This is a genomic window from Eximiradius proteiniborus (assembly GCF_058546985.1).
In genome coordinates this window covers 1,058,596-1,084,592 of record NZ_CM178592.1, presented here as the reverse complement: position 1 = coordinate 1,084,592, position 25,997 = coordinate 1,058,596, and the positions used below count along the sequence as shown (strand labels likewise).

20 protein-coding genes and 2 tRNA genes are annotated in these 25,997 nt (G+C 34.8%); 15 read left to right on the top strand and 7 right to left on the bottom strand.

Translation table 11 applies throughout. From position 1 onward, the window contains the following. The first annotated feature begins 102 nt into the window (after positions 1-102). The 6 genes from ACY2LT_RS04570 to ACY2LT_RS04545 all read left to right on the top strand — a co-directional run bounded on the left by ACY2LT_RS04570 (position 103) and on the right by ACY2LT_RS04545 (position 4,442). Complete coding sequence (locus tag ACY2LT_RS04570; protein WP_491816661.1) at positions 103-540, top strand: septal ring lytic transglycosylase RlpA family protein; 438 nt, start codon at positions 103-105, stop codon at positions 538-540. A 62-nt stretch (positions 541-602) separates the two neighbouring features. Then, on the top strand, positions 603-2,531 hold the full coding sequence (gene dxs, locus ACY2LT_RS04565; protein ID WP_491816660.1) for a 1-deoxy-D-xylulose-5-phosphate synthase: 1,929 nt from the start codon (positions 603-605) through the stop codon (positions 2,529-2,531). A gap of 79 nt (positions 2,532-2,610) precedes the next feature. After that, positions 2,611-2,683: transfer RNA gene (locus tag ACY2LT_RS04560), tRNA-Lys, on the top strand. Between the two features lie 124 nt (positions 2,684-2,807). After that, positions 2,808-2,879 (top strand) — tRNA-Gln (locus ACY2LT_RS04555). A gap of 24 nt (positions 2,880-2,903) precedes the next feature. Continuing rightward, a complete protein-coding gene (locus ACY2LT_RS04550; RefSeq protein ID WP_491816659.1) occupies positions 2,904-3,842 on the top strand; it encodes a ribose-phosphate diphosphokinase in 939 nt (312 codons plus the stop codon). Positions 3,843-3,863: 21 nt separating this feature from the next. Then, complete coding sequence (locus ACY2LT_RS04545; protein ID WP_491816658.1) at positions 3,864-4,442, top strand: 50S ribosomal protein L25; 579 nt, start codon at positions 3,864-3,866, stop codon at positions 4,440-4,442. A gap of 51 nt (positions 4,443-4,493) precedes the next feature. Here ACY2LT_RS04545 and ACY2LT_RS04540 read toward each other — a convergent pair whose 3' ends face one another. Then, a complete protein-coding gene (locus ACY2LT_RS04540) occupies positions 4,494-5,039 on the bottom strand; it encodes a hypothetical protein (RefSeq protein WP_491816657.1) in 546 nt (181 codons plus the stop codon). A gap of 60 nt (positions 5,040-5,099) precedes the next feature. On the opposite strand from ACY2LT_RS04540, the gene ACY2LT_RS04535 reads away from it, so the two are divergent. The 4 genes from ACY2LT_RS04535 to ACY2LT_RS04520 are packed head-to-tail and all read left to right on the top strand — an operon-like array spanning position 5,100 to position 9,557. Beyond that, positions 5,100-6,419, top strand: coding sequence for a hydroxysqualene dehydroxylase (locus ACY2LT_RS04535; RefSeq protein ID WP_491816656.1), 1,320 nt, complete (start codon positions 5,100-5,102; stop codon positions 6,417-6,419). Positions 6,420-6,426: 7 nt separating this feature from the next. After that, positions 6,427-7,050: a type I 3-dehydroquinate dehydratase gene (locus tag ACY2LT_RS04530; RefSeq protein ID WP_491816655.1), complete on the top strand. Its 624-nt coding sequence runs from the start codon at positions 6,427-6,429 to the stop codon at positions 7,048-7,050. Between the two features lies 1 nt (position 7,051). Further along, on the top strand, positions 7,052-8,347 hold the full coding sequence (locus ACY2LT_RS04525; protein ID WP_491816654.1) for a shikimate kinase: 1,296 nt from the start codon (positions 7,052-7,054) through the stop codon (positions 8,345-8,347). Next, on the top strand, positions 8,337-9,557 hold the full coding sequence (locus ACY2LT_RS04520) for a 3-phosphoshikimate 1-carboxyvinyltransferase (RefSeq protein ID WP_491816653.1): 1,221 nt from the start codon (positions 8,337-8,339) through the stop codon (positions 9,555-9,557). The genes ACY2LT_RS04525 and ACY2LT_RS04520 overlap by 11 nt, the downstream gene beginning before the upstream one ends. Here the strand turns inward: ACY2LT_RS04520 and ACY2LT_RS04515 are convergent. From ACY2LT_RS04515 to ACY2LT_RS04500, 4 genes are all read right to left on the bottom strand, one after another. After that, positions 9,550-10,893, bottom strand: coding sequence for a sodium-dependent transporter (locus ACY2LT_RS04515; protein ID WP_491816652.1), 1,344 nt, complete (start codon positions 10,891-10,893; stop codon positions 9,550-9,552). The genes ACY2LT_RS04520 and ACY2LT_RS04515 overlap by 8 nt on opposite strands. Positions 10,894-11,049: 156 nt before the next feature. After that, positions 11,050-13,494 (bottom strand): trypsin-like serine protease, encoded by a 2,445-nt coding sequence (locus tag ACY2LT_RS04510; protein ID WP_491816651.1) that lies wholly within the window; start codon positions 13,492-13,494, stop codon positions 11,050-11,052. Positions 13,495-13,742: 248 nt separating this feature from the next. Further along, on the bottom strand, positions 13,743-15,116 hold the full coding sequence (locus tag ACY2LT_RS04505) for a RagB/SusD family nutrient uptake outer membrane protein (protein ID WP_491816650.1): 1,374 nt from the start codon (positions 15,114-15,116) through the stop codon (positions 13,743-13,745). A gap of 14 nt (positions 15,117-15,130) precedes the next feature. Then, complete coding sequence (locus ACY2LT_RS04500) at positions 15,131-18,424, bottom strand: SusC/RagA family TonB-linked outer membrane protein (RefSeq protein ID WP_491816649.1); 3,294 nt, start codon at positions 18,422-18,424, stop codon at positions 15,131-15,133. A gap of 527 nt (positions 18,425-18,951) precedes the next feature. On the opposite strand from ACY2LT_RS04500, the gene ACY2LT_RS04495 reads away from it, so the two are divergent. The 3 genes from ACY2LT_RS04495 to pdxA are packed head-to-tail and all read left to right on the top strand — an operon-like array spanning position 18,952 to position 21,854. After that, a complete protein-coding gene (locus ACY2LT_RS04495; protein ID WP_491816648.1) occupies positions 18,952-19,608 on the top strand; it encodes a PASTA domain-containing protein in 657 nt (218 codons plus the stop codon). 3 nt (positions 19,609-19,611) lie between these two features. Beyond that, positions 19,612-20,862, top strand: coding sequence for a rod shape-determining protein RodA (rodA, locus tag ACY2LT_RS04490; RefSeq protein WP_491816647.1), 1,251 nt, complete (start codon positions 19,612-19,614; stop codon positions 20,860-20,862). Beyond that, a complete protein-coding gene (pdxA, locus tag ACY2LT_RS04485; protein ID WP_491816646.1) occupies positions 20,859-21,854 on the top strand; it encodes a 4-hydroxythreonine-4-phosphate dehydrogenase PdxA in 996 nt (331 codons plus the stop codon). The genes rodA and pdxA overlap by 4 nt, the downstream gene beginning before the upstream one ends. Here pdxA and ACY2LT_RS04480 read toward each other — a convergent pair. Both ACY2LT_RS04480 and rplS read right to left on the bottom strand, forming a co-directional pair. Beyond that, positions 21,846-22,811: an aminopeptidase gene (locus tag ACY2LT_RS04480; RefSeq protein ID WP_491816645.1), complete on the bottom strand. Its 966-nt coding sequence runs from the start codon at positions 22,809-22,811 to the stop codon at positions 21,846-21,848. The genes pdxA and ACY2LT_RS04480 overlap by 9 nt on opposite strands. 312 nt (positions 22,812-23,123) lie before the next feature. Further along, positions 23,124-23,465, bottom strand: a complete 342-nt coding sequence (rplS, locus tag ACY2LT_RS04475; protein ID WP_491816780.1) for a 50S ribosomal protein L19 — start codon at positions 23,463-23,465, stop codon at positions 23,124-23,126. 195 nt (positions 23,466-23,660) lie between these two features. Here rplS and ACY2LT_RS04470 point away from each other — a divergent pair, with 195 nt between their 5' ends. Together ACY2LT_RS04470 and thpR are read left to right on the top strand one after the other, a co-directional pair. Continuing rightward, a complete protein-coding gene (locus tag ACY2LT_RS04470) occupies positions 23,661-25,079 on the top strand; it encodes a glycine--tRNA ligase (RefSeq protein WP_491816644.1) in 1,419 nt (472 codons plus the stop codon). Positions 25,080-25,273: 194 nt separating this feature from the next. Continuing rightward, the gene (gene thpR / locus ACY2LT_RS04465) at positions 25,274-25,810 is read left to right on the top strand and encodes an RNA 2',3'-cyclic phosphodiesterase (protein WP_491816643.1); all 537 of its coding nucleotides are present in this window, start codon (positions 25,274-25,276) and stop codon (positions 25,808-25,810) included. Positions 25,811-25,997: the final 187 nt, after the last annotated feature.

Below are 25,997 nucleotides of genomic sequence, written 5' to 3'. Positions count from 1 at the left end.
CTGCTTAATTTATAAAAATATCATAAATAATTCAAAAGTATTTTTTAGCTATAGAATATCTACATATTTTTGTATTTATTTCTATATTATAAACGAATTTATATGAAAATATTATTATATATTTCTGTCTCTCTTCTCCTCGTTTCTTGTGCTTCAACTGTTCGTTTTACTGATAATATCTCTGATAGCTCTGTAAATACTCAAATTCATGCTTCTTCTAACACACAAACCAATGATTTGCCTGCTGGTTATACTTTCAGAGGAAAAGCATCTTACTACTCAGATAAATTCCACGGACGCTCTACTGCAAGCGGCGAGATTTTCGACCAAAACAAACTTACAGCCGCTCATCGTTCATTGCCTTTTGGAAGTAAACTTAAAGTAAAAAACTTAAAAAATAGTCGTTCAGTTGTTGTTATTATAAACGACAGAGGACCTTTTGTTGAAGGCAGAATTATCGATCTATCCTACGAAGCTGCTCGCCAGCTCGATATGCTTCAGGATGGCATTGCCGATGTTGAATGCACTATTTTGGAATAATTAAAACTAACTTTTAAATAAATCGTCATATTTAATGTTTTGTTAATGATTTATTAAAAAAAATGAAAAATTATCAATATTTATTAAAAATAAATTCTCCGGCAGACCTCAAAACAATTCCACTGGATGAGCTTCCTAAAGTATGTGATGAAGTTCGCGATTTTATGATAGATACCATTACCAAAACTGGTGGGCATTTCGGTGCTGGTCTCGGTGTTGTTGAACTCACTGTTGCACTTCATTATGTTTTTGATACTCCTACGGACAAAATTGTCTTTGATGTCGGGCATCAGGGCTATCCTCATAAAATTCTTACAGGTCGCCGTGATACCCTTCACACAATTCGCCAAAAAGGTGGTCTTTCGGGTTTTTTGAAGCCATCTGAGTCTGAATACGATGCTTTCGGTGTTGGGCACGCCAGCACAAGTATCTCAGCAGCATTAGGTATTGCTACAGCTCGCGACTTAAAGGGAGAAAATTACAAAGTTGCTGCTGTCATAGGTGATGGTTCTATGACTGGTGGACTTGCTTTTGAAGCAATGAATAATGCAGGCGTCCAAAAAAAAGATATTATTGTTATCCTCAATGATAATAATATGTCTATCGATGCCAATGTTTCTGCCTTTTCTAATTATTTTAATGAGATTTTTGCTTCTTCTACTGTACAGTCTATCCGGAAAAATGCATGGGATTTGGCTGGAAAACTCGATTCATTCGGTGATAGGCTACGAAAATTGGCTGGACGTATAGAAGAAGGTATGAAAGCTATCATCACACCGGGCGCTTTGTTCGAAGCATTTGGCTTTACTTACTTTGGTCCATTTAACGGGCATAATGTTATTAAACTTGTCAAAATACTTAGATTAATAAAAGATCTTAAAGGTCCTATTTTTCTCCACGTAATGACACAGAAAGGTAAAGGATATGGTCCGGCTGAATGCGATATCCATAATCTGCACGCTATCGGCAAAATAGACAAAGAAACCGGCAAATCTCTTTCCGAAAAACCAAACATTCCGCTTTATCAGGATGTTTTTGGCGATACAATGGTGGAACTTTGTAAGCAAAACAAAAACATTATTGCAATTACTGCTGCAATGTGCGAAGGAACCGGTCTCGACAAATTAAAAAATGTTATGCCAGAACGTGTTATTGACGTTGGTATTGCCGAAGGGCACGCCGTTACTTTTGCTGCTGGATTAGCTATACAGGGCGTTATACCAGTTGTTGCTATTTATTCATCTTTCTTGCAACGAGCCTACGACAATATTATTCACGATGTGGCTCTTCAAAACTTAAAGGTAATTTTTGCTATCGATAGAGCAGGTCTTGTCGGTGCCGATGGTCCAACTCATCACGGCGTATTTGACATTTCTTACTTGCGAACAATTCCTCATCAAATTATTGCTGCCCCAAAAGATGAACAAGAATTGCGAGATATGCTCTTCTCCGCTATTTACCACTATCCGAATGCTTCTATTGCAATTCGATATCCTCGTGGCTATGCCCAAGGTATTCCTGTTACTCAAATGAAACATATTCCATTGGGTAAATCTGAAATCATAAAAGATGGAAACAATCTTGCAATAATTGCATTCGGGAAAATGGTTAGCTACGCACTTAAAGCTGCTGAATTACTCGAAAAAGAAGGAATATCAGCATCCGTAATAAATGCACGATTTGCAAAACCTCTCGATGAAGATATGCTAAAAGATGTTCTCAGTCGCTTCGATTATATTGTTACCGTCGAAGAAGGACAAAAAATAGGTGGTTTTGGGTCTGCTGTACTTGAATTTGCCAACAGTATTTCCTTTAAACCTAATATTCTTGTATTAGGCATCGAAGATGAATTTATTGAGCACGGCACCCAGGAAGAATTATTAGAAGAAATCGGTTTGGACGAAAAAGGTATTTTTAAGCAAGTGATTGATTTTTTAGAGCAAAATCACTTGTTTGCTCAAAACGATAAATATTATTTTGCCAAAAAATAAAAAAATGTTTTGCTATTTTATATTTATTCTTTAATTTTGTACTCTATTTTATTGTGAACAACAATAAAATACAAAAAAAGACCCCGTAGCTCAGGCGGTAGAGCATTTGACTTTTAATCAAAGGGTCGCGCGTTCGAGTCGCGCCGGGGTCACACAAAAGCCTTGATTGTCGCAAGGCTTTTTTGATGAAATCGTTCATTGATAATTTGTGGCAAATTTTTATTTGCATAAAATAAAAAAAAACAATAATTTTGTATTCCTAACTTGATGTATGACTGGGACGTCGCCAAGCGGTAAGGCACCGGATTTTGGTTCCGGCATTCGTAGGTTCGAATCCTGCCGTCCCAGCATTTTTAATTTAAACTGTGTTCTATGCACGATTTTAAAATAGCATCGGGACGTTCTAACAAGTTGTTAGCTGATAAAGTTGCAAACCACCTCGGATTGGAGCTCTCCGAAACTCTTGTGCGTAATTTTAGCGATGGCGAAATCTGGGTTAAATTCAATGATAACGTCCGTGGTGTAGATCTCTTTATTATTCAATCTACTTTTGCTCCTGCTGATAATATCCTCGAACTTCTTATGTTGATTGATGCTGCAAAACGTGCTTCTGCTAAACGCGTTACTGCTGTCATTCCTTATTTCGGATATGCCCGGCAGGATAGAAAAGACCAGCCACGAGTTGCTCTCACAGCTAAACTTATCGCTAACTTACTTGAGCGTGCTGGTGCAGACAGAATTATTACTATTGACCTGCATTCCTCTCAAATACAGGGCTTTTTCGATATTCCAATGGACCATCTTTATGCTTCGCCGGTTCTTATTCGCCAGCTGAAAAAAAATGGTCTCGAAAATGTTACTTTCGCAGCCCCTGATGTTGGTGGTGCAAAAACTGCTCGTTCCTATGCAAAGCGTTTCGGTGGCGATTTAGTTCTCGTTGATAAAAGACGTCCCCAGCATAATGTTGCTGAAATTATGCACATTATCGGTGATGTCAAGGATAAAAATGTTGTGATTGTCGATGATATGATTGATACAGGCACCACATTCGTTAATTGTGCAGAAGCTCTGATGGATAAAGGAGCCTTGCATATTATTGGTGTTTGTGTCCATCCTGTCCTTTCTGGGAATGCTTTGGATAAAATTGATGCTTCAAATGCTGTTTCTAAAGTTTTGGTTACTGATACTATTCCTCTAAAACGTCATTCCGACAAAATCGAAATAGTGTCTGTTGCTGAACTACTTGCCGAAGCTATCATTAGAACTCACGACAACCGTTCTATTAGTTCACTGTTTGAAATTGAAAGATAAATTTTATAAATGAGGTTCATTATGAAAGAAGTTGTTCTTAAAGTTAAAAAAAGAGAAGTTGGGAAGCAAAGCCTTAATAAAATTCGTAAAGAAGGTCTTATCCCAGGCGTTTACTATATCAATGGCGAACCAGGCATTCCTGTTGCTACTGATTTCCTTTCACTTCGCAACATAGTTTATACTTCCTCTACTAAATTGATTAAACTTCAAATTGAAGGCGAAGAGCAAACAAAAGATTGCGTTCTAAAAGATATAAAATTCCACCCGGTTTCTGACCAAATACTACATTTCGACCTTCTTGGGCTTAATCCTGAGAAAAAACTTACTGTCGAAGTTCCAGTTGTTGTTAAAGGTCAGTCTGTTGGCGTTCGTAAAGGTGGGAAATTACAGCAATCCTTGCATAAAGTTACTATTAAATGCTTGCCAAAGTATTTAGTAGATGCTCTTGAAGTAGATGTAACAAATCTTGATTTAGGAAAATCTCTTCATATTCGCGATTTGTCTTTGGAAGGAATTGAATTCGTTGTTCCCGGCGATACAATCATCGTCGTTTGCAAAGTTCCTCGTGGCGTGCAGATCGGTGCAGAAGCAAATGCATAATCTAATGTTTTCGATATAAAAAAAACGCCTTGAATTTCTCAAGGCGTTTTTTTATATTCCAACCCCAAATCCTATTCCATACACTAATCCAACTTTACTTCCTACTATATCTGCGTTTATCGTTGGGGAAATCGAAAAATTTTGCAAATGAAATGTGTAGTTCCCTCCAAATCTCAACAAAAATTTTACTTTGCTTGTTGAATGTATTTCATCAATAATATCAGTTTGTAATTCTCTATAAATAATTGACGGAGCTATGTGAAATTGCACTTCCTGCCAAGGCTTAATGTTAAACGTTCCTCCAAAAATTGCTTCTGTATGCTTTCCGAACGCTCCTTCAATAAATCCACCAACACCAATCATTGTTCCCGTGTTGCTGAAATAATATGTATAATCTATACCTGTGGAAAAACTTATCTCACCGTTATTCAGGCTTGACAATGCTCCTAAAAATAACCCTAAGTGATGGTTATAATTATGCTGTTCTTCTGTCTCTCCATCTTCAATTACTTCGAACCAATTATCCTGTGCACATAATTTATTAGAAATCACTGTAAATAAAATTATATACATTATAATGAATAATCCTTTTTTCATTACTACTTTCCATTTAATCCAAAAATCACTATTTTTATAACAAAGTTTATACCAATTTTTATGAAAAGAAAAGTAATAATTGTCGGTGCTGGAGTTTCCGGAATTAATGCTGCCGTCCATCTTGCAAAAGCCGGAATAGAAGTTCAATTATTTGAAGCAAAAAAAAATATTGGTGGCAGATTCTTCTCTTTTACCGACCCTACTACTGGAAACATTATTGATAACGGACAGCATATTTTTATTGGAGCATACAATAATTTTTTTGACTTACTTCGCAATTTAAATACTTTCAATTTTGTGAAAGCCCAATCCAATTTCGAAATTAATTATTTTGACGACAAAGGTTCTGCAAAGCTGGCGACAAATCTATCAAGCGGGAAATTGCCTCTGGCTCTTGCATTGCTAACATTTCGAAAACTTGATTTTAAATCTAAAGTTTCTATTATTAAGATGATTTTAAAAATACATAAAATTCATATTCCAGCCGAAATTAGTTGTCAGGATTTTTTATTCCAAAACGGTCAAACAAATTTAGCAATTAAATACTTCTGGGAGCCATTAATTTTAGCCACTTTGAACCAGTCTGTCGAAAAATCGCCAGCAAGTCTTTTCGTAGAAGTTATTAAAATTATGTTCAAAAGCGTTCATAATGCCAAAATTTATTTCTCTACCGTGCCTTTAATTAGATTATTGGAGCCTGTGGATGATTTTTTAAAGACTTACAATTCTGATATTTATACAAACACTGAAATAGTCAAATTAGATGTGAGTAAAAAAATAATTACAAATTGTATAGACAAAATGGGTGATATTTTTTCTGCTGATGCTTTTATTCTTGCCCTTCCGTTTGATAGATTAGCTAAAATATTTAACAATAGTGGAATTAATGATGATTTCAAATCCTTTTTTAATTTTTCACCAATTATTTCTTTTTACTTTTGGTCAAAAACTAAAATAGATTGTTCCGAGATTAATGCAATGATTGGAACAAAATCTCATTGGCTTTTCAATTTGTCTGAAATATCAAATGCTGTCAATCCAAAAAATTATCTTTATACCATTACTATTAGTAATGCTTTAGAAATGAATAATATGAGCCTTCCCGAAATTTCTCAAATGATTATTGACGAACTGACCAACCTTGGGCTTATCAGAAAAACCTCAGATATTATTCATTCAAGACTTATTTTCGACAAAAAAGCAACTGTTTCAATAGATATAAACAATTTCAATAAAAGACTTCCGATTGAAACGGCTTATGATAATCTTTTTATTTGTGGCGATTGGGTAAATACCTCTCTGCCTGCTACTCTCGAAAGTGCTGCATCAAGCGGAAGGCTTGCCGCTGAAATAGTAATTAATTATTTCAAAAGTAGTTAGTATTCATATGTCAAGTCATACAATTAAATACTGCATTAGCATCACGAATATTAATTCTGTCTCGGGAATAGAAAAGTTCATTCCAAAAGGGAGCTTTATTGAATACAGGCTCGATACTGCATTTTCTCTCGATGATATTAAAAGAGTAATAGAAAATTATGAATGTATTATTTCACCAAAAATTGTTATTGACTTAAACGAAATAAAAAAAATTATTGCACTATCTCCTGATTATATTGACATTGATTTATTATCTTTTGAAGGTAATCTTTTTGAACTAATAAACTATTCAGTAATATACAACGTCAAATCAATTGTTTCTTTTCATTTGCCAAAAGAAATATTTAATATTAAGTATATTGAATCATTGATTAGAAAAATGTTGAGTTTTTGCCCTGATTATATCAAACTTGTGTTTAATTCTGAAAATTTGCTTGAAACAAATCAATTATTAAATTTTTACGATATTTTCCCAAATCATAAATTACTGCTTTTTGGAATGGGGCAAGAACTTAAATATACACGTTTGGAAGCAATAAAAAAAGGTTCTCCGTTTATGTATGTTTCCCATCCTGCTTTTGGCGAAACTGCTCCTGGACAATTTTCTCTTGATGAGATTAAAAAGGTGTAATATGAGAAAATTTGCTGTTATTGGAAATCCGATTATCAATAGTGCTAGCCCAATCATTTATAATCACTTGTTCAAAATCAATAATTTAGATGCCTATTATTCTAGATTGCTTGTTACTGATATTAAAAATGGTTTGGAAACCTTTCATTTGCTTAAGCTCGATGCTGTTAATGTAACTATGCCTTACAAACAATTAGTCTATGGTTGGGTTGATTACCCGGACGAAATTTCAAAAATTACCGAAACTTGCAATACTCTTATTTTCAAAGAGCGAATTTTTGGCTATAATACTGATTATAAAGCCACTTACGATGCACTTCACAAAATCAATATCGATTCGCTTTCTGATATTCTGGTCATTGGTGCAGGTAGCACTGCTATAACGGTTGTGGACATCTTAAGTAAACTAAATAAAAAAATCGATATTGTCAATAGAACAAAAGAAAACGTCAATATTATTTGTAGTTTTTACGATAATGTGCAAATAATCAACGAAGATTCTGTTAAAAATAGTTACGACCTGATAATTAATACTGCTTCTGATTTATCTTTTTTCGAACATTACTCAGAATTGACAAGTGCTAAGATATTGTTCGATTTTAATTATATGAAAAACCAACTTTGCAAGATTATTCCTAACTGCCAATATTTGATTGATGGCTTCGAAATTCTAAAAAATCAAGCATTTTATGCTTTTAATCATTTCGCAGATGATATTTTCAATTCGAAAAATGTTCTTTTCGAGGATGAAGAAATCTCTGACCTTTTGAGACAAAAGAAAATTAAAAAAGACAATATTTCTTTAATTGGTATGACAAGCGTTGGAAAAACTGAATTTGCCCGTGCTCTGGCTAATGAACTTAATATGGATTATTTTTCAGTTGATGATTTTATCGAAAAACTTGCCGGTAAGTCTATCCCAAAAATATTTGAAGAAGATGGTGAAGACAAATTCCGAAAGATAGAATCAGATGCAGTCAAACAAATCAGGTCCCTCAAAAATACAATTATCGATACCGGTGGTGGCTCGTGTATTTTCTCAGAAAATATTGAAACTCTTAATTCCAATTCCTTTGTTGTGTTTCTCGCTCGAAAACCTGAACATATTTGGAATGATATTAATACTGAAAATCGTCCAATATTGAAACACGCTAATTATGATGATTTCCTAAATATTTTTAACCAAAGACTTGATAATTATTTCAAATGTTCCGATTTAATCTACTCTTTCTCCAAATTCGACATTGCTTTCAATGTTCTTAAAAATGAATTAAAAAATTACTTAAATGCTGATTAATCCTAAAACCATCAATTGCCAAATTTCTGTCCCATTTTCCAAAAGCGAGTTTCTAAGAGCTTGTTTAATCGCTTTACTGAGTAAGAAATTTACTATTGAAAATATCCCGAATTCCGAAGATGCCACTGCCGCAATTAATATATTACAAAACTATGCTAATTGTTTGTTTAAGGATACTCAGATATTTGTCGAAAAAATAAATCAAACTAATGATTTTAGCTTTCATTGTGGCGAATCAGCTTTCCTGGCTCGAAGTCTTACTGCCATATCTGCAATAATGGGGTGGAATGCCAAAATTTGTGCTTCTGGGTCTCTTATCTCTCGTAATCTTATTGATGTTTTTGATTTTCTTTTGCGTAATAATATTATTTTTGAAGGTAATTCACCTTTTCTTCCATTTACTATATTCAAAAGTAATATACACAATACAATCGAACTTGATGCTTCTCAGTCGTCTCAATTGCTCTCTGGTTTGCTAATTGGAAATGCCTTTGCTGAGAATAATTTTGTTATTCGTTGTTCAAATATAGTTAGCAAAGGCTATATCGCTCTCACCCTGAATATGCTCGAAAAAATTGGGGTAAATTATGATTATTGTGAAAATGAATATTATCTTGCAAATAATTCAATCGTTACTTCTGATAAAATTACAATTACGGGGGATTGGAGTGCCGCTGCATTCTTAATGGTTGCCGGATTTATTTCTGGGAAAGTCGAAATTTTGAATTTAGAACAGTCATCGTCTCAACCCGATAAAGTTTTTCTTGATTTTATTCATCAACTCGGGCTCAACTGTTCTATCGTTAATCACCCTTATAAAATCACTTGCGAAAAATCCATTATTCCTCAATTTGAATTCGATGCAACTGATTATCCCGACTTAATTCCTCCACTTGTCGTTCTTGCAGTAAATTCAACAGGTAAGTCTGTAATTAAAGGTGTCCATCGCCTTCTGAATAAAGAAAGCAATAGAGCTTTGGCTCTGCTGGAAGAATTTACCAAAATTGGTGCTAATATTTCAATTTCTGATGATACCTTTATTATTCAAGGGAATTCGCAACTAAGTGGGGGAGAGGTTTCTTCTCGAAACGACCACCGAATTGCTATGGCACTTGCTGTTGCTGCTCTTAATTCAAAAAGCGGAATTGTTTTGGACAATCCCGCTTCTGTAAATAAATCTTTTCCTGATTTCTGGAATTTATTTATATAATACCAAATAAACTAAGTAAAATTAATGAAATAACAATTGGAATAATAAATTTGATAAAGAAACCCCATAAGAAAGCAATTTTTTTGAAATTATTCGAGCCTTCCGAAATCTCTTCAGTTGCAGGTTTTATTCCCCACACCCATCCAACAAATACAGAAGCAAACAGTGCTCCTAAGACGACCGCAAAATCACCAAAAATAAAATTCATATGCGAAAGAAAACCTGGCGAACAAATTGATTTTGGCAACAATCCAAAATTAGTAAAAACATCAACTGTTCCTTGCGAGAGAGCAGAAGGAAGACCCATTATAAATGTGAAAATTGTAGCATAAATCACAATTTTCTTTCTGTTAATTTTCTTTTCATCAACGAAAAATGATACAGGAACCTCTAACATTGAAATTGTCGAGGTAAGTGCTGCAATAGAGAGCAGAACAAAGAAAAATGCACCCACTATCTGTCCACCGGGCATCCCCATAAATAATTTAGGCAATACTTCGAAAACAAGTGCCGGTCCAGCCTGTGGATTGCCACCCATTGCAAATAAAGCAGGGAAAATAACAAATCCAGCCATTATTGCTACTGCTGTATCCAAAAGAGCTATGGTTGTTCCGCTTACGAAAATATTCTCTTTTTTAGATAAATAGCTGCCGTAAGTAACCATTAGTCCCATCCCAAGACTGAGCGAGAACATAGCTTGTCCTATTGCCGAAAGAATTACTTTAGGTGTGATTTTCGAGAAATCTGGCTTTAAATAAAATTCCAAACCTTTCGATGAGCCTTCTAAAAAATTAGCATATATAATCAGAATTATCATTATCAGAAACAGTAATGGCATTAATATTTTTGACCACTTCTCTATTCCTTTTTCCACTCCTCCGTAAACTATCCCAGCAGTGAAAATTAAAAATATAGCGAATAACCCTATTTCAAAAATTGGATTTGATACAAAAGTCTGGTAGCCAAAAGCATCTCCACTCAACATCTTGAATATATAGCCGAATGTCCATCCTGCTATTACTGAATAAAATGCTAAAATCCCAATATTTGTAAGAACCGCGAAATATCCTACAAATTTCCAAAATTTAGAATTACTGATGCTTGTAAATGCTCCAACTGGATTTTTTTGTGTTTTTCGACCTATTGCAATTTCTGCAATCATCAAAGGAATACCAAAGAAAATTACAAAAATCAGATAAGTCAGAACAAATGCTGCGCCACCATTTTCACCGGCTACATATGAAAAACGCCAGATATTTCCTAATCCTATCGCAGCTCCTGCTCCAGCCAAAATAAATCCAATTTTTGAACCCCATTGTCCTCTTTGTGCTTCCATTAATTAACTCCGTAAAATTGTTTCATATACTACCTTTTTTTGTGAAAAAAATCTTCGTTAATATATGAACAATATTGATATTTTAAAAATGAAAATTTGCATAAAAAAATGCTCTTCGAAAATCGAAGAGCACTTTTTCACATTACTTATATCACATTATCTGATGACTACAAATTGCTTTGAAACTACACTGTTATTAATCTTAATATTTACGGAATATACTCCGACAGGTAACCTGCTTATATCTATTGTTTTATTGTTCTGTCCAACAACTGCTTGAATTTGATTAGAGTATAGAACATTACCTAAAGTGTTGGTAATTGAAATCTCTGCTTTTGAAATATTATTTGCCGCAAACGACAGATTTATTGAATTTGCTGCTGGGTTAGGATACAACGATAGGTTATCGACTAAAATTTCATCTTTAACTGATGAAAAATCATTACAGAATTTGAATTGGTTTTCATTAATAAATTCTTCGCCAGTTACTGCTAATATTATCTCTCCGGCAATATTTCTTATTGTTACTGCAGTATCTATGTTTATTCCTCCTTCCGAATTATTTATTGGCACAAAATAATAACATCCTTCTGGCAAACATAAATCATATTCATTCGAGTACGGACTTTCTACATTTCTACTCATAACAATGTTGCCTTCCTCGTCTATAATTTCCCAACTATATAACCAGAAGTTTTCATCTGTTTGTATATTCATAGTTGCAAATTTTGGAAGTAATTCGACCTGAAATTCAGCATTTAATGTGTTGTCATCTAAATTTGTTTCTTCATCATAGTTATCATATGAAATTATCTCGATTTTTATTTTGTTGTTCCCAACAGATAATTTTTCAAGGTTGAGTTCGACTGGGTATGCCATTCCTGCAAATATAGTGTTAGGTAATGTATCAACTTCCGAATATTGACTGTTTTCATAAGTTATCTTATATTTTAAATTCTTTATTGGTAATGTCCCGGAATTATTCAAAGTTAAGTTTAGGTTTTCGCTTACATCAGATAAATCACAAACTACTACATAGTCAGTCATATCGTTCTTCAATACAGAAACATCATAAACAGGTTCAAAAGGAATTGAAAATGATGTCATATGGAAGAAAGATTGTTCCTCGTTCCATAGCAAATCATATTTTTTGCCATCTGCATCAATTGCAAGATTGAAATCATAAGTTCCCATTCCACCTATATAGAACATATAATTTCCGTCTCCGAGACAAATCTGTTCCTCTATTTTCTTGCCCGAAGAAGCAAAATTATATTCTTTTGTCTCGATTTGTTCCATAGTTTCTGCATCGAGAATTGCCCAACCAACCGTCATAATATTACCTAAATCAAGTGATAAATTAAGCGTGTTTGGTTTTGCTAACTCGAAATACTTGTTATCCGTATATTTTTCGAGTTCAATATTATTACCGTTTGGCTTGGAAATTGTAACTTCTACCCAATACATCCCATAATTTTCGAACGCTCCGCTCATTTCAATTGGAAATCTTTTACTTCCGCCTGTTGGTAACGGATTATTAATTTCTATTGTCCGAGTTGTTGAGTTTAACAAATTATTGGGGTCAATCCCAATTTTTATTGTAACGTCGAATTTTTCAAGTGGTGCTTTCCCGGTATTTACAACTAAATATTCTCCGATTTGCGGAACATCTCCACATGAATAAACTTTTTCTTTAATAATTAATCTATTCAACTCAATATAATTATCGTTTGCAGGTTCATTGTTTGCATTGATTTGTGAATTTTCTATTATCCAGTTGTAAAAATATGGAACACGGGTATAAACAGCTGGTTGTTTTGGTGCCCCACAAATGTTTCCCCACGAAGTTATGCCTGCTAAAACGTAATTATTCGTAGAGTCTTTTACTGCAAGTGGTCCACCGCTATCTCCGTGGCAACCGCTCACTCCACCTTCTTCGTAGCCTGCTGGTAGCATACTTTCGAGAACCGTATTCATCCCTTGAGTAGATTCTGCAAACCATTGATTTGCAGTTTCCACAGAAATTATAGGTAAAACCCCAACTTGTAGTTGATCTGGTTGTTCGCCCATATACTGTGTTGTTCCCCATCCGGTGATTGTTGCCATCGTCCCGGGAGAAATTAGTCCAGTTTGTTCTTCTTCAGGAGTAACCAATCTGATTATTTTGCTTCCGGAATTTGTTGTATCTATCGGATATGCTAACCTAAGTAATGCAATATCATTCTCAACTGTGTTCGTATTGAATTCAGGGTGAATAATATAATCAGAAATTTCATATACAACGGCATTATCAATTTCGCTTAATTTGGAAAATGCGGCTACGATTCTTTGATTTTTGTGTGAATTCTGCAATACACAATGAGCTGCAGTTACTACCCAATATCTATCAATTATTGAACCGCCACACATAAATTCGTTGACGTTGCCTTCTTCATCAACCGAAAATAGTGCTACTTGGTAAGGATAATCTTCGATATTTGCTGGTGAGCCGCCTACTATTTTAATATCTGGTGCTTGTGCAAATACCTGCGATAAGCTAAATATCGCAAGCATAAAAACAAAAATTGTGTAATAAATTCGATTAGTTTTTAATTTTTTCATTTTTTCTCCTTAATGTTAAAAAAAAGAACTATTAAATATTTACGCTTTTATTTGATATTGGTTTCAATTTATTTATATTTTGTTAAGTTTTATTTATTACAATATTTAAGATAAGATATGAATAATTACGTAACATTCAACATACTAAATATATTATTTGAAAAAAATACTATTATTTTTCATTAATTATTAAATAAAAAAGGCTGCCCCAAATAATTGAGACAGCCATTTTTCTGAACAATTCTATTCTACTTCTGCCACATTACCAAGCCATCACTGTCAGCCGGAACATTTGGATTTGCGTTCTTTTCAGTTATTGGATAAATAAAACGCATCGGCAGGTTTGCAACTGGTTTCTTCCCAGTGCGGCGCATATCTGTATATGCTTGTCCTTCTAAGAACAACTGTAAGTATTTCTGTTTCAGTATTTCATTAATAAGTGCTTCGCCTGCACCCGAGAAATCTGTCAAACCGGCTGCATTTCTAATAATATTCAGTTGAATTACAGCTTCGCCTTCTCTTGATGTGCGAGCAAGTGCTTCGGCAAGAATCAAGACTGTTTCTTGATACGAAATTAATGGGAAATCATCAGCGTATTTACCATATTTTTTCAAAGAAACAAGTTTCGAAATGTCTTTTTCATCGTCTGTAGGAGTTATTCCTGGTTCATCGAAATAAGCGTATCCAACATAATTACCATCAGAATTTGGATTGAAGTATTCACTTAAACGTTTGTCGCCAGCTTCTGCCTGAAGAGCGCGGACGAAAGAATGTGTAGCGCGAATTGGTTCACCTACTTCGGTCAATGCCCAATGTCCCCAAACGGAGTATTCACCAGCAGCTTCATTGTATATTCCAAGAAGCACTAAGTTTGGAGCATCAATACCTAATGCGGCTTCTTCAGCTGCTTTTTGATAATTCATTGCATGTAAGTAATAACGAGCTTTGAGTGAGTGAGCCACCTTTATCCATTTTGCACCGTCTCCACCAAAGTTCAAATCCTGCGGAACTGCAGCAGTATTAGCAAAATGAGCTATCGCTTCAGTTAATAATTGTTGAACTTTGTCGTAAGCCTGAGCTTGCGAAACAAATGTTGGTGCCTGCAATCCCTGAATATCAACAGGAATTGAACCGTAGAATGCGGCAAGTTCACCAAGGAACAATGCTTTATATACTTTAGCAATTCCAATAAATGTGTTTTGCAAAGCCTGATTATTAGCACCAAAAGTAACCTCTGGTGAATAATTGATGATGTCGTTTGCTATACGAACACCACGATAACCAAGTTTCCACATATCATCGACAAAACCGTCCGTTTGCATTTGATATGAGTTCCAGCTCACAGGTTGAGGACGTCCCAATCCAGGAGGAGCGCACATCTGACGTGACCACATCGAAGCAATACGTGAGCGATCACCTGAATAAAAATCTCCTGCTGCAACTTGCATTGAGATAAGCAAGCCTTTAATTCCTGTTGCAGTCTTTACATTACTTTCATTAATTGCATTAGGTGATTGATTGATGCTATCATCAATATCGCAACTCGATATCGATATTGCTATCAGAGCAAACAATGGAAGCATCATCAAGAGGCTAAATACTTTTTTATTTGATTTTTTCATATTCTATCCCCCGATTAATACATTATTGAAATACCAAAACGATAGGAACGTACCTGTGGCAAAGTGAAGTAATCAAACCCACGACCTTCTGCTAATGAGAAAGTGTTTACTTCTGGGTCGTAGCCTTTGTAATCAGTTATTGTTAACAAATTACGGGCTGAGAAAGTAAATGCAACTGTTTGTATGTTCCAATCTTTCAAGCCATTCCAGCGATATTCAATTGAAAATTCTCTTAACTTAATGTAAGAACCATCTTCAATGAATGGCTCGTTAATATAGAACCCGTTGCTATACATACGGTAGAAAGGAGTTTTGGTAACCTGCTTAGGATTGTTTGGATCTGTAACGTCCAATACAGGTTTGCCATCGAAATTAATCCAAGGCTCATCACGATCCTTTGTGTCCCCAGCAGTTCCAAAGTTATACAATGCACCACGAGTTCCGTTCCATACATCCAATCCAATTGCAGCATCAAATAAGAATCCCACTGTTAGATTCTGCATAATTGTAAAGTCGTTTCTCCAGCTAATCTGGAATTTTGGATTGGAGTTACCAATGATCTTTTGATCTGGGTCTTGTATTGGTGTGTTAATATATGGATTACCATAATCGTCTTCCATTAGCAAACCATTCGGGTCATTTGCATCTGTTTTGGTAACGCGACCATATTTATCACGCATTATCGAGCCGTCGCTGTTTAGTTTAATATATTCTCCTGAATAGACAATTTTGCCATTTACATCACGCAACCATCCATAACCATAAAATACTCCAAGAGGATGTCCAACCATTGCTACGTTCTGAATACCAACAAATCCACCACCTAATGTAATTACATCTGTTGGCTTCTGAACCGGGCTGATGATCATCTTTGTAACTTTGTTACGGTTATGTGAATAGTTGAATGTTGTTACCCAATTGAAATCAAATGTTGAAATTGGATTTGCTTTTAATGAAAATTCTAATCCTTCGTTCCACATCTCAGCAGCATTGCGAAGTTGTTGATCGTAACCTGTTGAAGTTGGAACAGGGACATTCAGAATCATATCAAATACATTTTGTTTGTAGTAAGTTACTTCAATATTAAATAAATTATCAAACAATGTGATGTCTAAACCATATTCGCGTTCTATTGTCAATTCTGGCTTTATGTCTTTTGCTCCTGCAACTATATATTCGTCAGCACTTGTACCTCCACCCGGTTTTATTCCAATATATCCGGAACGAGAAGCTGTCGTTGAGCGTCCCCAAGGATCAAAAAATCCGGCTACACCATAAAGGAAGTTAGTCTGATATGCTGCTGGAAGCGATGGCGAACCAGCCTCACCCCAGGATGCACGCAAGCGAACATTTGAAAATGTTGGTTTCAATGATTCCCAGAAGCTTTCATTACTCAAAACATAAGAGAAGCTAACCTTTGGATAGTAATGGAACTTATCAGATTCCCCGAATGTCGAACTGCCGTCTCGTCTCAATGCAAGAGTCAGAGATAATTTCTCTTGCCAGGTGTTCGTAACCTGAGCAAACATACCTACTGTTTTTTGCTCATACCTGCTTGAACCTGCATCTCTTGTAGCACCTGCAGAGAGCATATCAAAAAACGGAATTGTGCTTGTAGCATCACCAAAGTTAGATGTGCGGTAATCCCAGATGATCTGACTACCTGTTACAAAAGTTGTAAAAAATTGATTATCGAGCCAATATGTCTGGAAGTTAGCTGTAAAGTCCAGATTCGTTTTTTCGTTATCAATTCTTTGGTCAGAAATTGAACCTTCACGATTTGGTGAAGCTGCACTTCCCACTGCCAGTCTTGAGTTGTTCTGATAATAGTATCTATCGTATCCAACTCGCCCATTCAAACTCATCCAGTCAAACACTTGCCATTTTGCGTCAGTAGAATGTAAGAAACGATTAATTTTTGAATTAAACTTATTGAATTTTTGTGTCCAAATCGGATTGTCGTAAGTCCCAAATCTACGCATCGAGCCATCAGGATATAAATAAATCTTGTTGTTGAATTCCGGTGGCGTACGTAATGCACCTAACAAGATACCCGAAGTGTTTGAACCGTCTTGTGGCAGATCATTGTTTGTAATAATATAATTATTATTAGTTTTGATGTTGAATCCAGGAAGAATTTGAGCTCCGATATTTGCTCTTACGCTCGTTCTTTCCAACAACGAACCATTAACATAACCCTCATTTCTTGCATATGTTCCATTGATCAAGTAATCAAATTGAGGAACACCACCGGATATTGTCAGTGATTGTTCATATGAAAATGCATTACGGAATGGCTCTTCTGAATGATTATATGTTTTTACTGTGTCTGGCAATTTTGCTCCCCATGAGTCATTACTGCCAGGTTTTCCTTCTTGGAATTTAACTCTTTGACCATATACTCGTTGAAGAGGCACTTCCCCTGCTTGTTTGTCGAATGTATATGAACTTGTATAAGTTATCTGGGCAGGTTTATCCATTGATTGTAATTTACCGCGCTTTGTTGTAATCAAAATTACACCATTTGCTGCTTGTGAACCATATATTGCAGCAGCAGAAGCGCCCTTCAGAATTTCTATCGATTCAATATCTTGTGGATTAATATCTACTGCACGGTTAGAAAATTGAACTGTACCGCTTCCGTCATAGAGTGAACTGTTATCAATTACAATACCATCTACGACATAGAGAGGCTCCGATGAACCAAGAATTGACTTGCGTCCTCTCATCGTGATATAAGTACCGGCACCAGGTGTTCCTGAGTTCCTCGTAACAAATACGCCCGGCACCCGTCCGCTTATTGCATCTATTGCTGATGGTGAAACAACATTGGCTACATCTCTTCCGCTTACTGATGAAATTGTATTGCCAAGTGTGTTTCTATCAACTTCGCCCGTCAAGCCAACAACTACAATTTGGCTTGTTAATATACTTTGTGTTTTTAATCCAATGTCTAAATTTCTTGTCTCGCCTTCTTTTAATGTTATTTTTGTCGTATGTGCTTCGTATCCGACAAATCTTACTTCTATAGTGTGTGTTCCAGCAGGTGCTTCAAATGAAAATGCACCTTTTGCATCAGTAACAGCGCCAACACGTAATGCAGGTATCGAAACAGAAGCCCTTGGGAGTGGAGCTTTTGTTTCAGCATCATAAATAACACCCTTAACCGTAGCACGTTTTGATTGGGCTATAGCGCTCTCATTCATCAATGAAAGCGAAAGCACCCCTATCAAAACCGTCAAAAAGATACCTCTGAAAATCATACTTGATGATTTCCGTGGTAGCTTAAAGCATGCAAATTTTAGCATAGGCACTACCCTTTGTTTGTGAAAAAAAGTAATGAACTGTAAAGAAAAAATGAAACTAGAAACAACGTTAAAAATCTTTTTGAAATGAGTAAGTTAATTTATTATGAATAATCCCCCTTCCTATGTTAATAATTATTAAACTGTGCTGAAATCACTTGAAATCTAATTCTCACCCTTAATTTAGAAAAAATTATTTTATAAAGCAAAAAAAAATTAGTTTTTTTCTGAAAAAAAATGCATTAATTCGCAAATTCTTAATATTTTCTTCATATTTTCTTAACATTTGTAAACATTTTTTCTATTTCACAAACTGAATATCAAGAAAAAATTAATATTGAATAAAATACATAATAATGCATGATATTTTGTCTTTTTGCTCTTAAAATTAACAATTTATTAGTAAATTAGTTATTCGATTTTTGTTTATTTTATTCTGTTTATTATTGTAAGTGAGAATTGATTTCTACAAATACAGAAAGTATGCCATCATTCTTGCTATCTATTTAGCAGTTTGTGTATTTTTTTTAATGTTATTTGACAACCTGATTATGCCTGCTGTTATCAATTCAGGCGAAAAAGTTAAAGTACCTTATCTAATAGGGAAAAAATTAGAAAAAGCCAAGTTTGATTTAGAAAAGCTTGGACTTAGTTGGAAAATTACTAAGGAAACCTATTCAGAAAAATTTCCTTCGGGCACAATTATTTCTCAAATGCCATCTCCTAATTTATTTGTTAAATCTTCTCGCCCGATTCTTCTAATTATCAGCAAAGGTCAAGAAAAAGTTGCTGTTCCTTATTTAATAGGTTCGAGCCTTCGCTCTGCAAGGCTTGCTTTGATGCAGCGCGGTCTTGAACTTGGTAATGTTATCTATGACTTTAATGATTTATATCCAAAAGATACTATTTACAGTCAATCTATTTCTGCAGGTACAATGGTACCTTTTGGTAGTAAAATAAATATCATTATCAGCAAAGGACCAATTAATCAAACACTAATTCCATCATTGATTGGGTATAGTTTTGAAGAAGTCAAATTGATTATCGAGGAAGCTGGTTTTGTTTTAGGTTCTGTGCAATATAAAGTTAGCGAAACTTATCTACCTAATACTGTTATCGACCAATTCCCAAAACCTAATGAATTAGCTTCACCAGGAACAGTTATTAATGTAACAATCGCTAAGTAACTTATGAAACTTGATAGAAATATACTATTTAATAATCGAAGCAAAATTCAATTTGACTGGATGTTGTTATTAAACACTATTGCTATTCTATTAATCGGTTTAATTTCTTTATATAGTGCTACTTACGATTCCAATATGAGCAGTTTTTTCTATAAACAGATTGTCTCTATTGGTATTGGTTTTGTTCTGATGTTCATTATCATATATTTGCCTGACAGTTGGATTAAATTTAATAGTTGGATGTTTTACATATTAAGTTTGCTTCTTCTTATTGTCGTTGCTTTTGTAGGTGTGGAAATAAATGGGACAAAAGGTTGGCTTCGCTTAGGTGGCTTCTCGTTGCAACCAGCTGAATTTGCAAAAATTGGAGTGTTGCTTGCTATTGCTTCTGTTGTCTCCAGAAAAGGTGTGAATATCCATACTTGGCGAGATTTTGCTTTTGTCCTGCTTATCGTTGCCGTCCCATCCTTTTTGATTATGAAGCAACCAGATTTCGGCACTGCCACAGTTATATTTGCAATGCTGTACGGAATTCTGCTCTGGATTGGATTTAGTCCTTTTATTCTATATACTTTAATTAGCATCCCTTTTCTTATTCTTTTTTCTTTCAAAGGGGATATTTGGTTCTATTCGTTGGCTGCTGTCTTATCATTGTTTCTATTTACTTTCCGAAGAAATCTAATTCTTACTATTGGGTTAATTCTGATTTTCTTCTCAATCAATTTCATTTCTGACAACGTATATGAAAAACTTTCTCCCCACCAAAAGCTTCGAATCCAGACTTTTGTCGAGCCAGAGGCTAATCCTTTGGGAGCAGGTTATAATGTTATCCAATCTGTGATGGCAGTCGGTAGTGGTGGGCTCACTGGGAAAGGTTTTCTTCAGGGCACTCAAACACAGCTTCGTTATATCCCTATGCAATGGACAGATTTTATTTATTCTGTACCGACCGAAGAGTTCGGATTTATTGGCGGAGTGGCTGTTATTTTGCTTCTCTTCTCTATGATTTGGAGAATGATAAATATTGCTTCCATTGTTCACGATAAATTTCATAGCGTTGTTTGCATTGGTGCAGTTTCTATTTTATTCTATCATTCTTTTATTAATATAGGAATGGCTATCGGTGTTATGCCAGTTATGGGGATTCCTCTTCCTTTTATGAGCTATGGAGGCACTTTTGTCATTTCAAATTTAATTCTTGTTGGCTTGGTGATGAATGTTCATAGAACTCACTATTTAAAGAGGTCAATATGATAAAAATTATCTCAACAATCGGCGACCCAAATGGCATTGGTATTGAATGTTTGGTAAAAGCTCTCGATTATCTTAATCATAATTGCAGTTGGTTCCTAAATGTCCAACTCGATATTGCTGGCAATGTAAATTTAATCGATAAGTATCTAAAAAAAATAAATTATCCTTATAAAATTGTGGATAATTATCTTGTGTTAAATGAAAGAAAATACAAAATTATTTCTGCTACTGATGATATTGATATTGATTTTGGTAAAATACAACAAAATTCAGGTTTAGTAGCTGCACATTCCCTCGAATTTTCTGTTTCCGAACTTGTTAAAAATAATTATGATATTCTCATTACGATGCCAATTTCTAAAGAAGCTATAAAACTTGCCGGATGGAAATTCCCGGGACATACTGAAATGATAGCAAATGCTCTCGGTGTAAAACATCCTCTAATGATACTCTTTCACAATAATATTCGTGTGGCTCTCGTTACTTTTCATACACCTATCAAAGAACTTCCATTTGAGATTTCCTATAATAGAATTATTCATATTGGTTCTGTTTTTAGCAATTCATTAAATATTGATTTTGGTATTGAAAATCCAAAAATTGCAATTCTTGGACTTAACCCCCACGCCGGCGAAAATGGAAACATCGGTCGGGAAGAACTTGAAATAATAATTCCTGCATTACGGAAACTTCAGGAACGTGGAATAAATGTTAGCGGTCCTTTTTCGGCAGACGGGTTCTTTGGTTTCGGTGAATATAAGAAATATGACGGCATTTTAGCAATGTATCACGATCAGGGACTAATTCCTTTAAAACTCTTGGCTAACGGCAATGGTGTTAATTTTACAGCTAACTTGCCAATTATCAGAACGTCTCCTGATCACGGTACTGCTTTTGAAATCGCAGGAAAATCAGCAGCTGACCCTCAAAGCACAATCGAGGCTTTCAAAGCTGCATACACAATTTATAAGAATAGAAAAAGATTAATCTAATGTGAGTTTCCCGGCAGCAATTATTTTTTCATCATCTGCATAGACTGTTGGTTTCTTGATTATGCAGTCTATGTGTATTGGGACGCTGATTTTTCCACCCATTGATAAATTATTGCCGAATGCAATATGAACAGTGCCTAAGACTTTCTCATCTTCCAAAATATCTCCCGAAATTTTCGCTTTCGGATTAGTGCCTATTCCAAATTCTCCAACTGCACGGGCATATTTACCAACATCTTGAAGCGTTTTTTCTAACTGACGAGCCTCGTCTGTTTTCCCGTAGAACTTTTCAGCAAAACCATCATTTATTTCAATTGTAACTGGAGAAGTAACAAGCCCAAATCCTGCAATAGAGCCATCTATTACAACCACTCCGTTTGTTTTTCCTTCTATTGGAGCCACATATACTTCACCAGATGGAATATTACCGCTTTCGCCGATATTTCTCAAAACACCAGTTGATGATATTATTTTCCTTTGCTTAATTGGTATTACAATATCTGTTCCAAGCTTGGTAGTAACACGAATTTCTTTTGTGTTTTTAAGAATTGTCGAGAGTTTTTCATTTATTTCAATTATTTCATCCGGATTGGCAGACAAACACCTTGTCATCGATTCTATCGATATTCCGGGCATTGTTCCAATTCGTACTCCTTGCTTAGATGCCTCCCTTCGGGCGTTTGTATGAGTAATCGACTTAGAAGTGGGTGCAATCACTACATCCACATTTTTCATAAATTCAGCAATTTGGTCAGGAGGTTCTTCACCATTTAGCTTTCTCGGGGACATTTCTAAATAAAACGCTTCGTAACAAAGATTTTTTCCTGCTTCAAACAATGCCATTCCTATCTCACGCATAGGCTCATCAGACAATACAAGCAAAGTCTCGTCTTCTGATACGCCCATATAGTCCTTTAAAGCAGTTTGAGCTGTTTTTTTTAATTTAAGTGTAGCCATACCAATGTATCTTTATAATTAACAATATTCGATTAATTTTATATATTGCTTTTTTGCTGAAAACAAAATTGCATAACTGCAAGATTTAATATCGTAAAATACTTATTTATTGTAAAAAATACAAGAAAATTAATAAATAATTAATTTTTTCTCTATATTAAATTATTTTTTAATCGATGCTAATCTGTTTGAATCTGCTTAAATAAATATACTAATAAAAACACGAACTAACAAAATAAATATTTTAAGTTTTTTCAAAAAAAAACTGTCTTGCAAATTTGCAAGACAGTTTTTATAATTTTTTTATCATTATTAATTGTTCGAAGTCTTAGCGCGTATCTTTCTTTCGCTCATTCCTCTTAAATAGTATAATTTAGCACGACGTGCACGTCCTTCGCGCTCAACTTTTATACTTTGAATCATCGGCGAATATAATGGGAAAATTCTTTCAACACCAACTCCGTTGGAAATCTTTCTTACTAAAAAAGTTTCATTAATACCAGAACCACGACGTGAAAGCACAATCCCTTTGAAATTTTGAATACGCTCTTTTTCGCCTTCAACTACTCGAACTGCTACATTTACTGTATCGCCCGGTTTAAAATCAGGTATTTCTGCAAAATTTTCACCGTCTTTGTTTTTACGGGCTTCAATTGTTTTTTCAAGCAGTATTTGATTTACATAATCTAAAGTATTCACTTTTACGCTCCTTAATTACATATGAGATACAAAATTATTAAAATTACTAATATTATCCAAATAAAATTATCCACATTTATTTTTTCTTATTTCTTATTATGCTTTTTATTATTTTTGAAAATTTGTAAGTTTCACTATCTGGTTCGAAATATGTTTTCACTTGATACAATTACTTCTCTTGCGAAAAGACGCGGTTTCGTTTTTCAATCTTCCGAAATTTATGGCGGGCTCAACGGTTGCTGGGACTACGGTCCGTTAGGAGTTGAACTTCTCGCTAATATTAAAAATGCCTGGTGGAAAGAAATGACTTTCCGTGATAACATTGAAGGTCTCGACGCTGCTATACTTATGCACCCGCGCACTTGGGATGCAAGCGGCCACACCTCACAGTTCAGTGACCCAATGATTGATAACAAAACAAGCAAAGCACGCCATCGCGCTGATAACTTAATCGAAGATTTTATAGAAAAAATGAGAAAAAAGAATAAACCTGAGCTTGCAAGTGAAATAGAAAATGCTCTCAATCAAGCTAAAGAACCAAACGATTTTTATGATATTATTGTGAAATATCAGATACCTGACCCTGTTTCAGGCACTACTGACTGGACTCCGGTCCGCAATTTCAATCTAATGTTTAAAACATTTATTGGTCCAATAGAAGACGATAGCTCTGTCGTTTATCTACGTCCCGAAACTGCTCAAGGTATTTTCGTTAATTTCAAAAACGTTCTAGATACTGCTCGCCAAAAGGTTCCTTTTGGTATCGCTCAAATTGGCAAAGCTTTCCGCAATGAAATAAATACAAAAAATTTCCTTTTCCGCACCCGCGAATTTGAACAAATGGAAATGCAATTCTTTGTTAAACCCGGTTCCGAAAAAGAATGGTTCGATTACTGGAAAGAACAACGCTGGAATTGGTACAATCGCTTGGGTATGAAACAAGAAAAACTTCGCTGGAAAGTTCACGAAAAACTTGCTCACTACGCCAACTATGCTGTTGATATTGAGTTCGAATTCCCGTTCGGTTTCGGTGAAATTGAGGGTATTCATTCACGTACCGATTTCGACCTTCGCAACCATCAGGAATTCTCTGGTAAAAAATTGGAATATGTTGATTCTGTGAATAACGAACGCTATATTCCTTATGTAATAGAAACTTCTGGTGGCGTTTCCCGTTCTTTTATGGCATTCCTTTGCAATGCTTACGACGAGGAAGAGGTTCCTGCCGACAACGGAAAAACCGACAAACGAACTGTTCTTCGTTTTGCTAATGTGCTTGCTCCTGTTAAAGCCGCCGTTCTTCCTCTTGTAAACAAAGATGGTATGCCCGAAAAAGCTGAAATTATTTATAGAGATTTACAGAAATACTTTAAAGTTCAGTATGATACTTCTGGGGCTATTGGTCGACGTTACCGCCGTCAGGATGAAATTGGTACCCCATTCTGCATAACTATTGATGGTCAGACTTTGGAAGATAATACTGTTACTGTTCGCCAACGCGATTCAATGCAGCAAGTTAGAATTAATGCTGACAATTTGAAAAATTATCTTATTGATAATTTAATTTAATTTATATGTTTAAAAATGTCTGCTCTTCTACTTTTGGATAGAGTAGACATTTTTTGCAATATTTTGTTGATTTTAGATATTTACGCGTTTTTTCTTAGTTTTAAAAAAAATATTTTTTTATATTCTCTACTTTGAGAGTATTATTTTATTATTTTTAGTTATTTTAATAATATATCAACTAATTTTTGAGAGTTATGAATAAAAGATTATTTGTAGGTGTTTTCATAGATTATTCAATTTTCAATAATAAGTTAATTCAGCTCAAGCAAGATTTTGATAGAGTTACAATAGGGAAGTGGGTCGAAGACTATAATCTTCATTTTACATTAAAATTTATCGGTGATTTCCCGATAAATCGGATTCCTGAATTAAAATCTGCTCTTTCCGAGCATCTTACTGAATACCAGGAAAAATTAGTCTTTTCCGGTGTCTCAGTCCTTCCAAACCGCAAAATGCCGCGTGTTTTATATATAGATATCCAAACGGAAACTAATTTGTTGCTCGAGAAATTTATTATTGTTGATGATATCTGTTCTGACTTTGGTGTAAAAAAAGAAAACAGAGAATTCAAACCTCACCTTACCCTACTTCGTATGAAAAGTGTTTCTAATAGCTTCTACCGTTATTTGGATAAATATTCACAGGAGTATTTTGGAACTCTTCCAAGTTTTCGAATTCAACTTATTGATAGCGTCCTGACTCAATCTGGTCCGAAGTATAACATAATTTGATGAAAAGAAAAAATATTAAATGTAAATTTCTGCTGTTTTTATGAATATTCGATTATTGAATAATTAGTTTCTTTTAATAATTCATTTTTTTCTTGCTTTTATTCTAAATAAGGTATTATATTGGTATAAGCACGAACTATTTTCTTGACGTTTATTTGTAAATACCTGAAATAAAAATGAGATATAA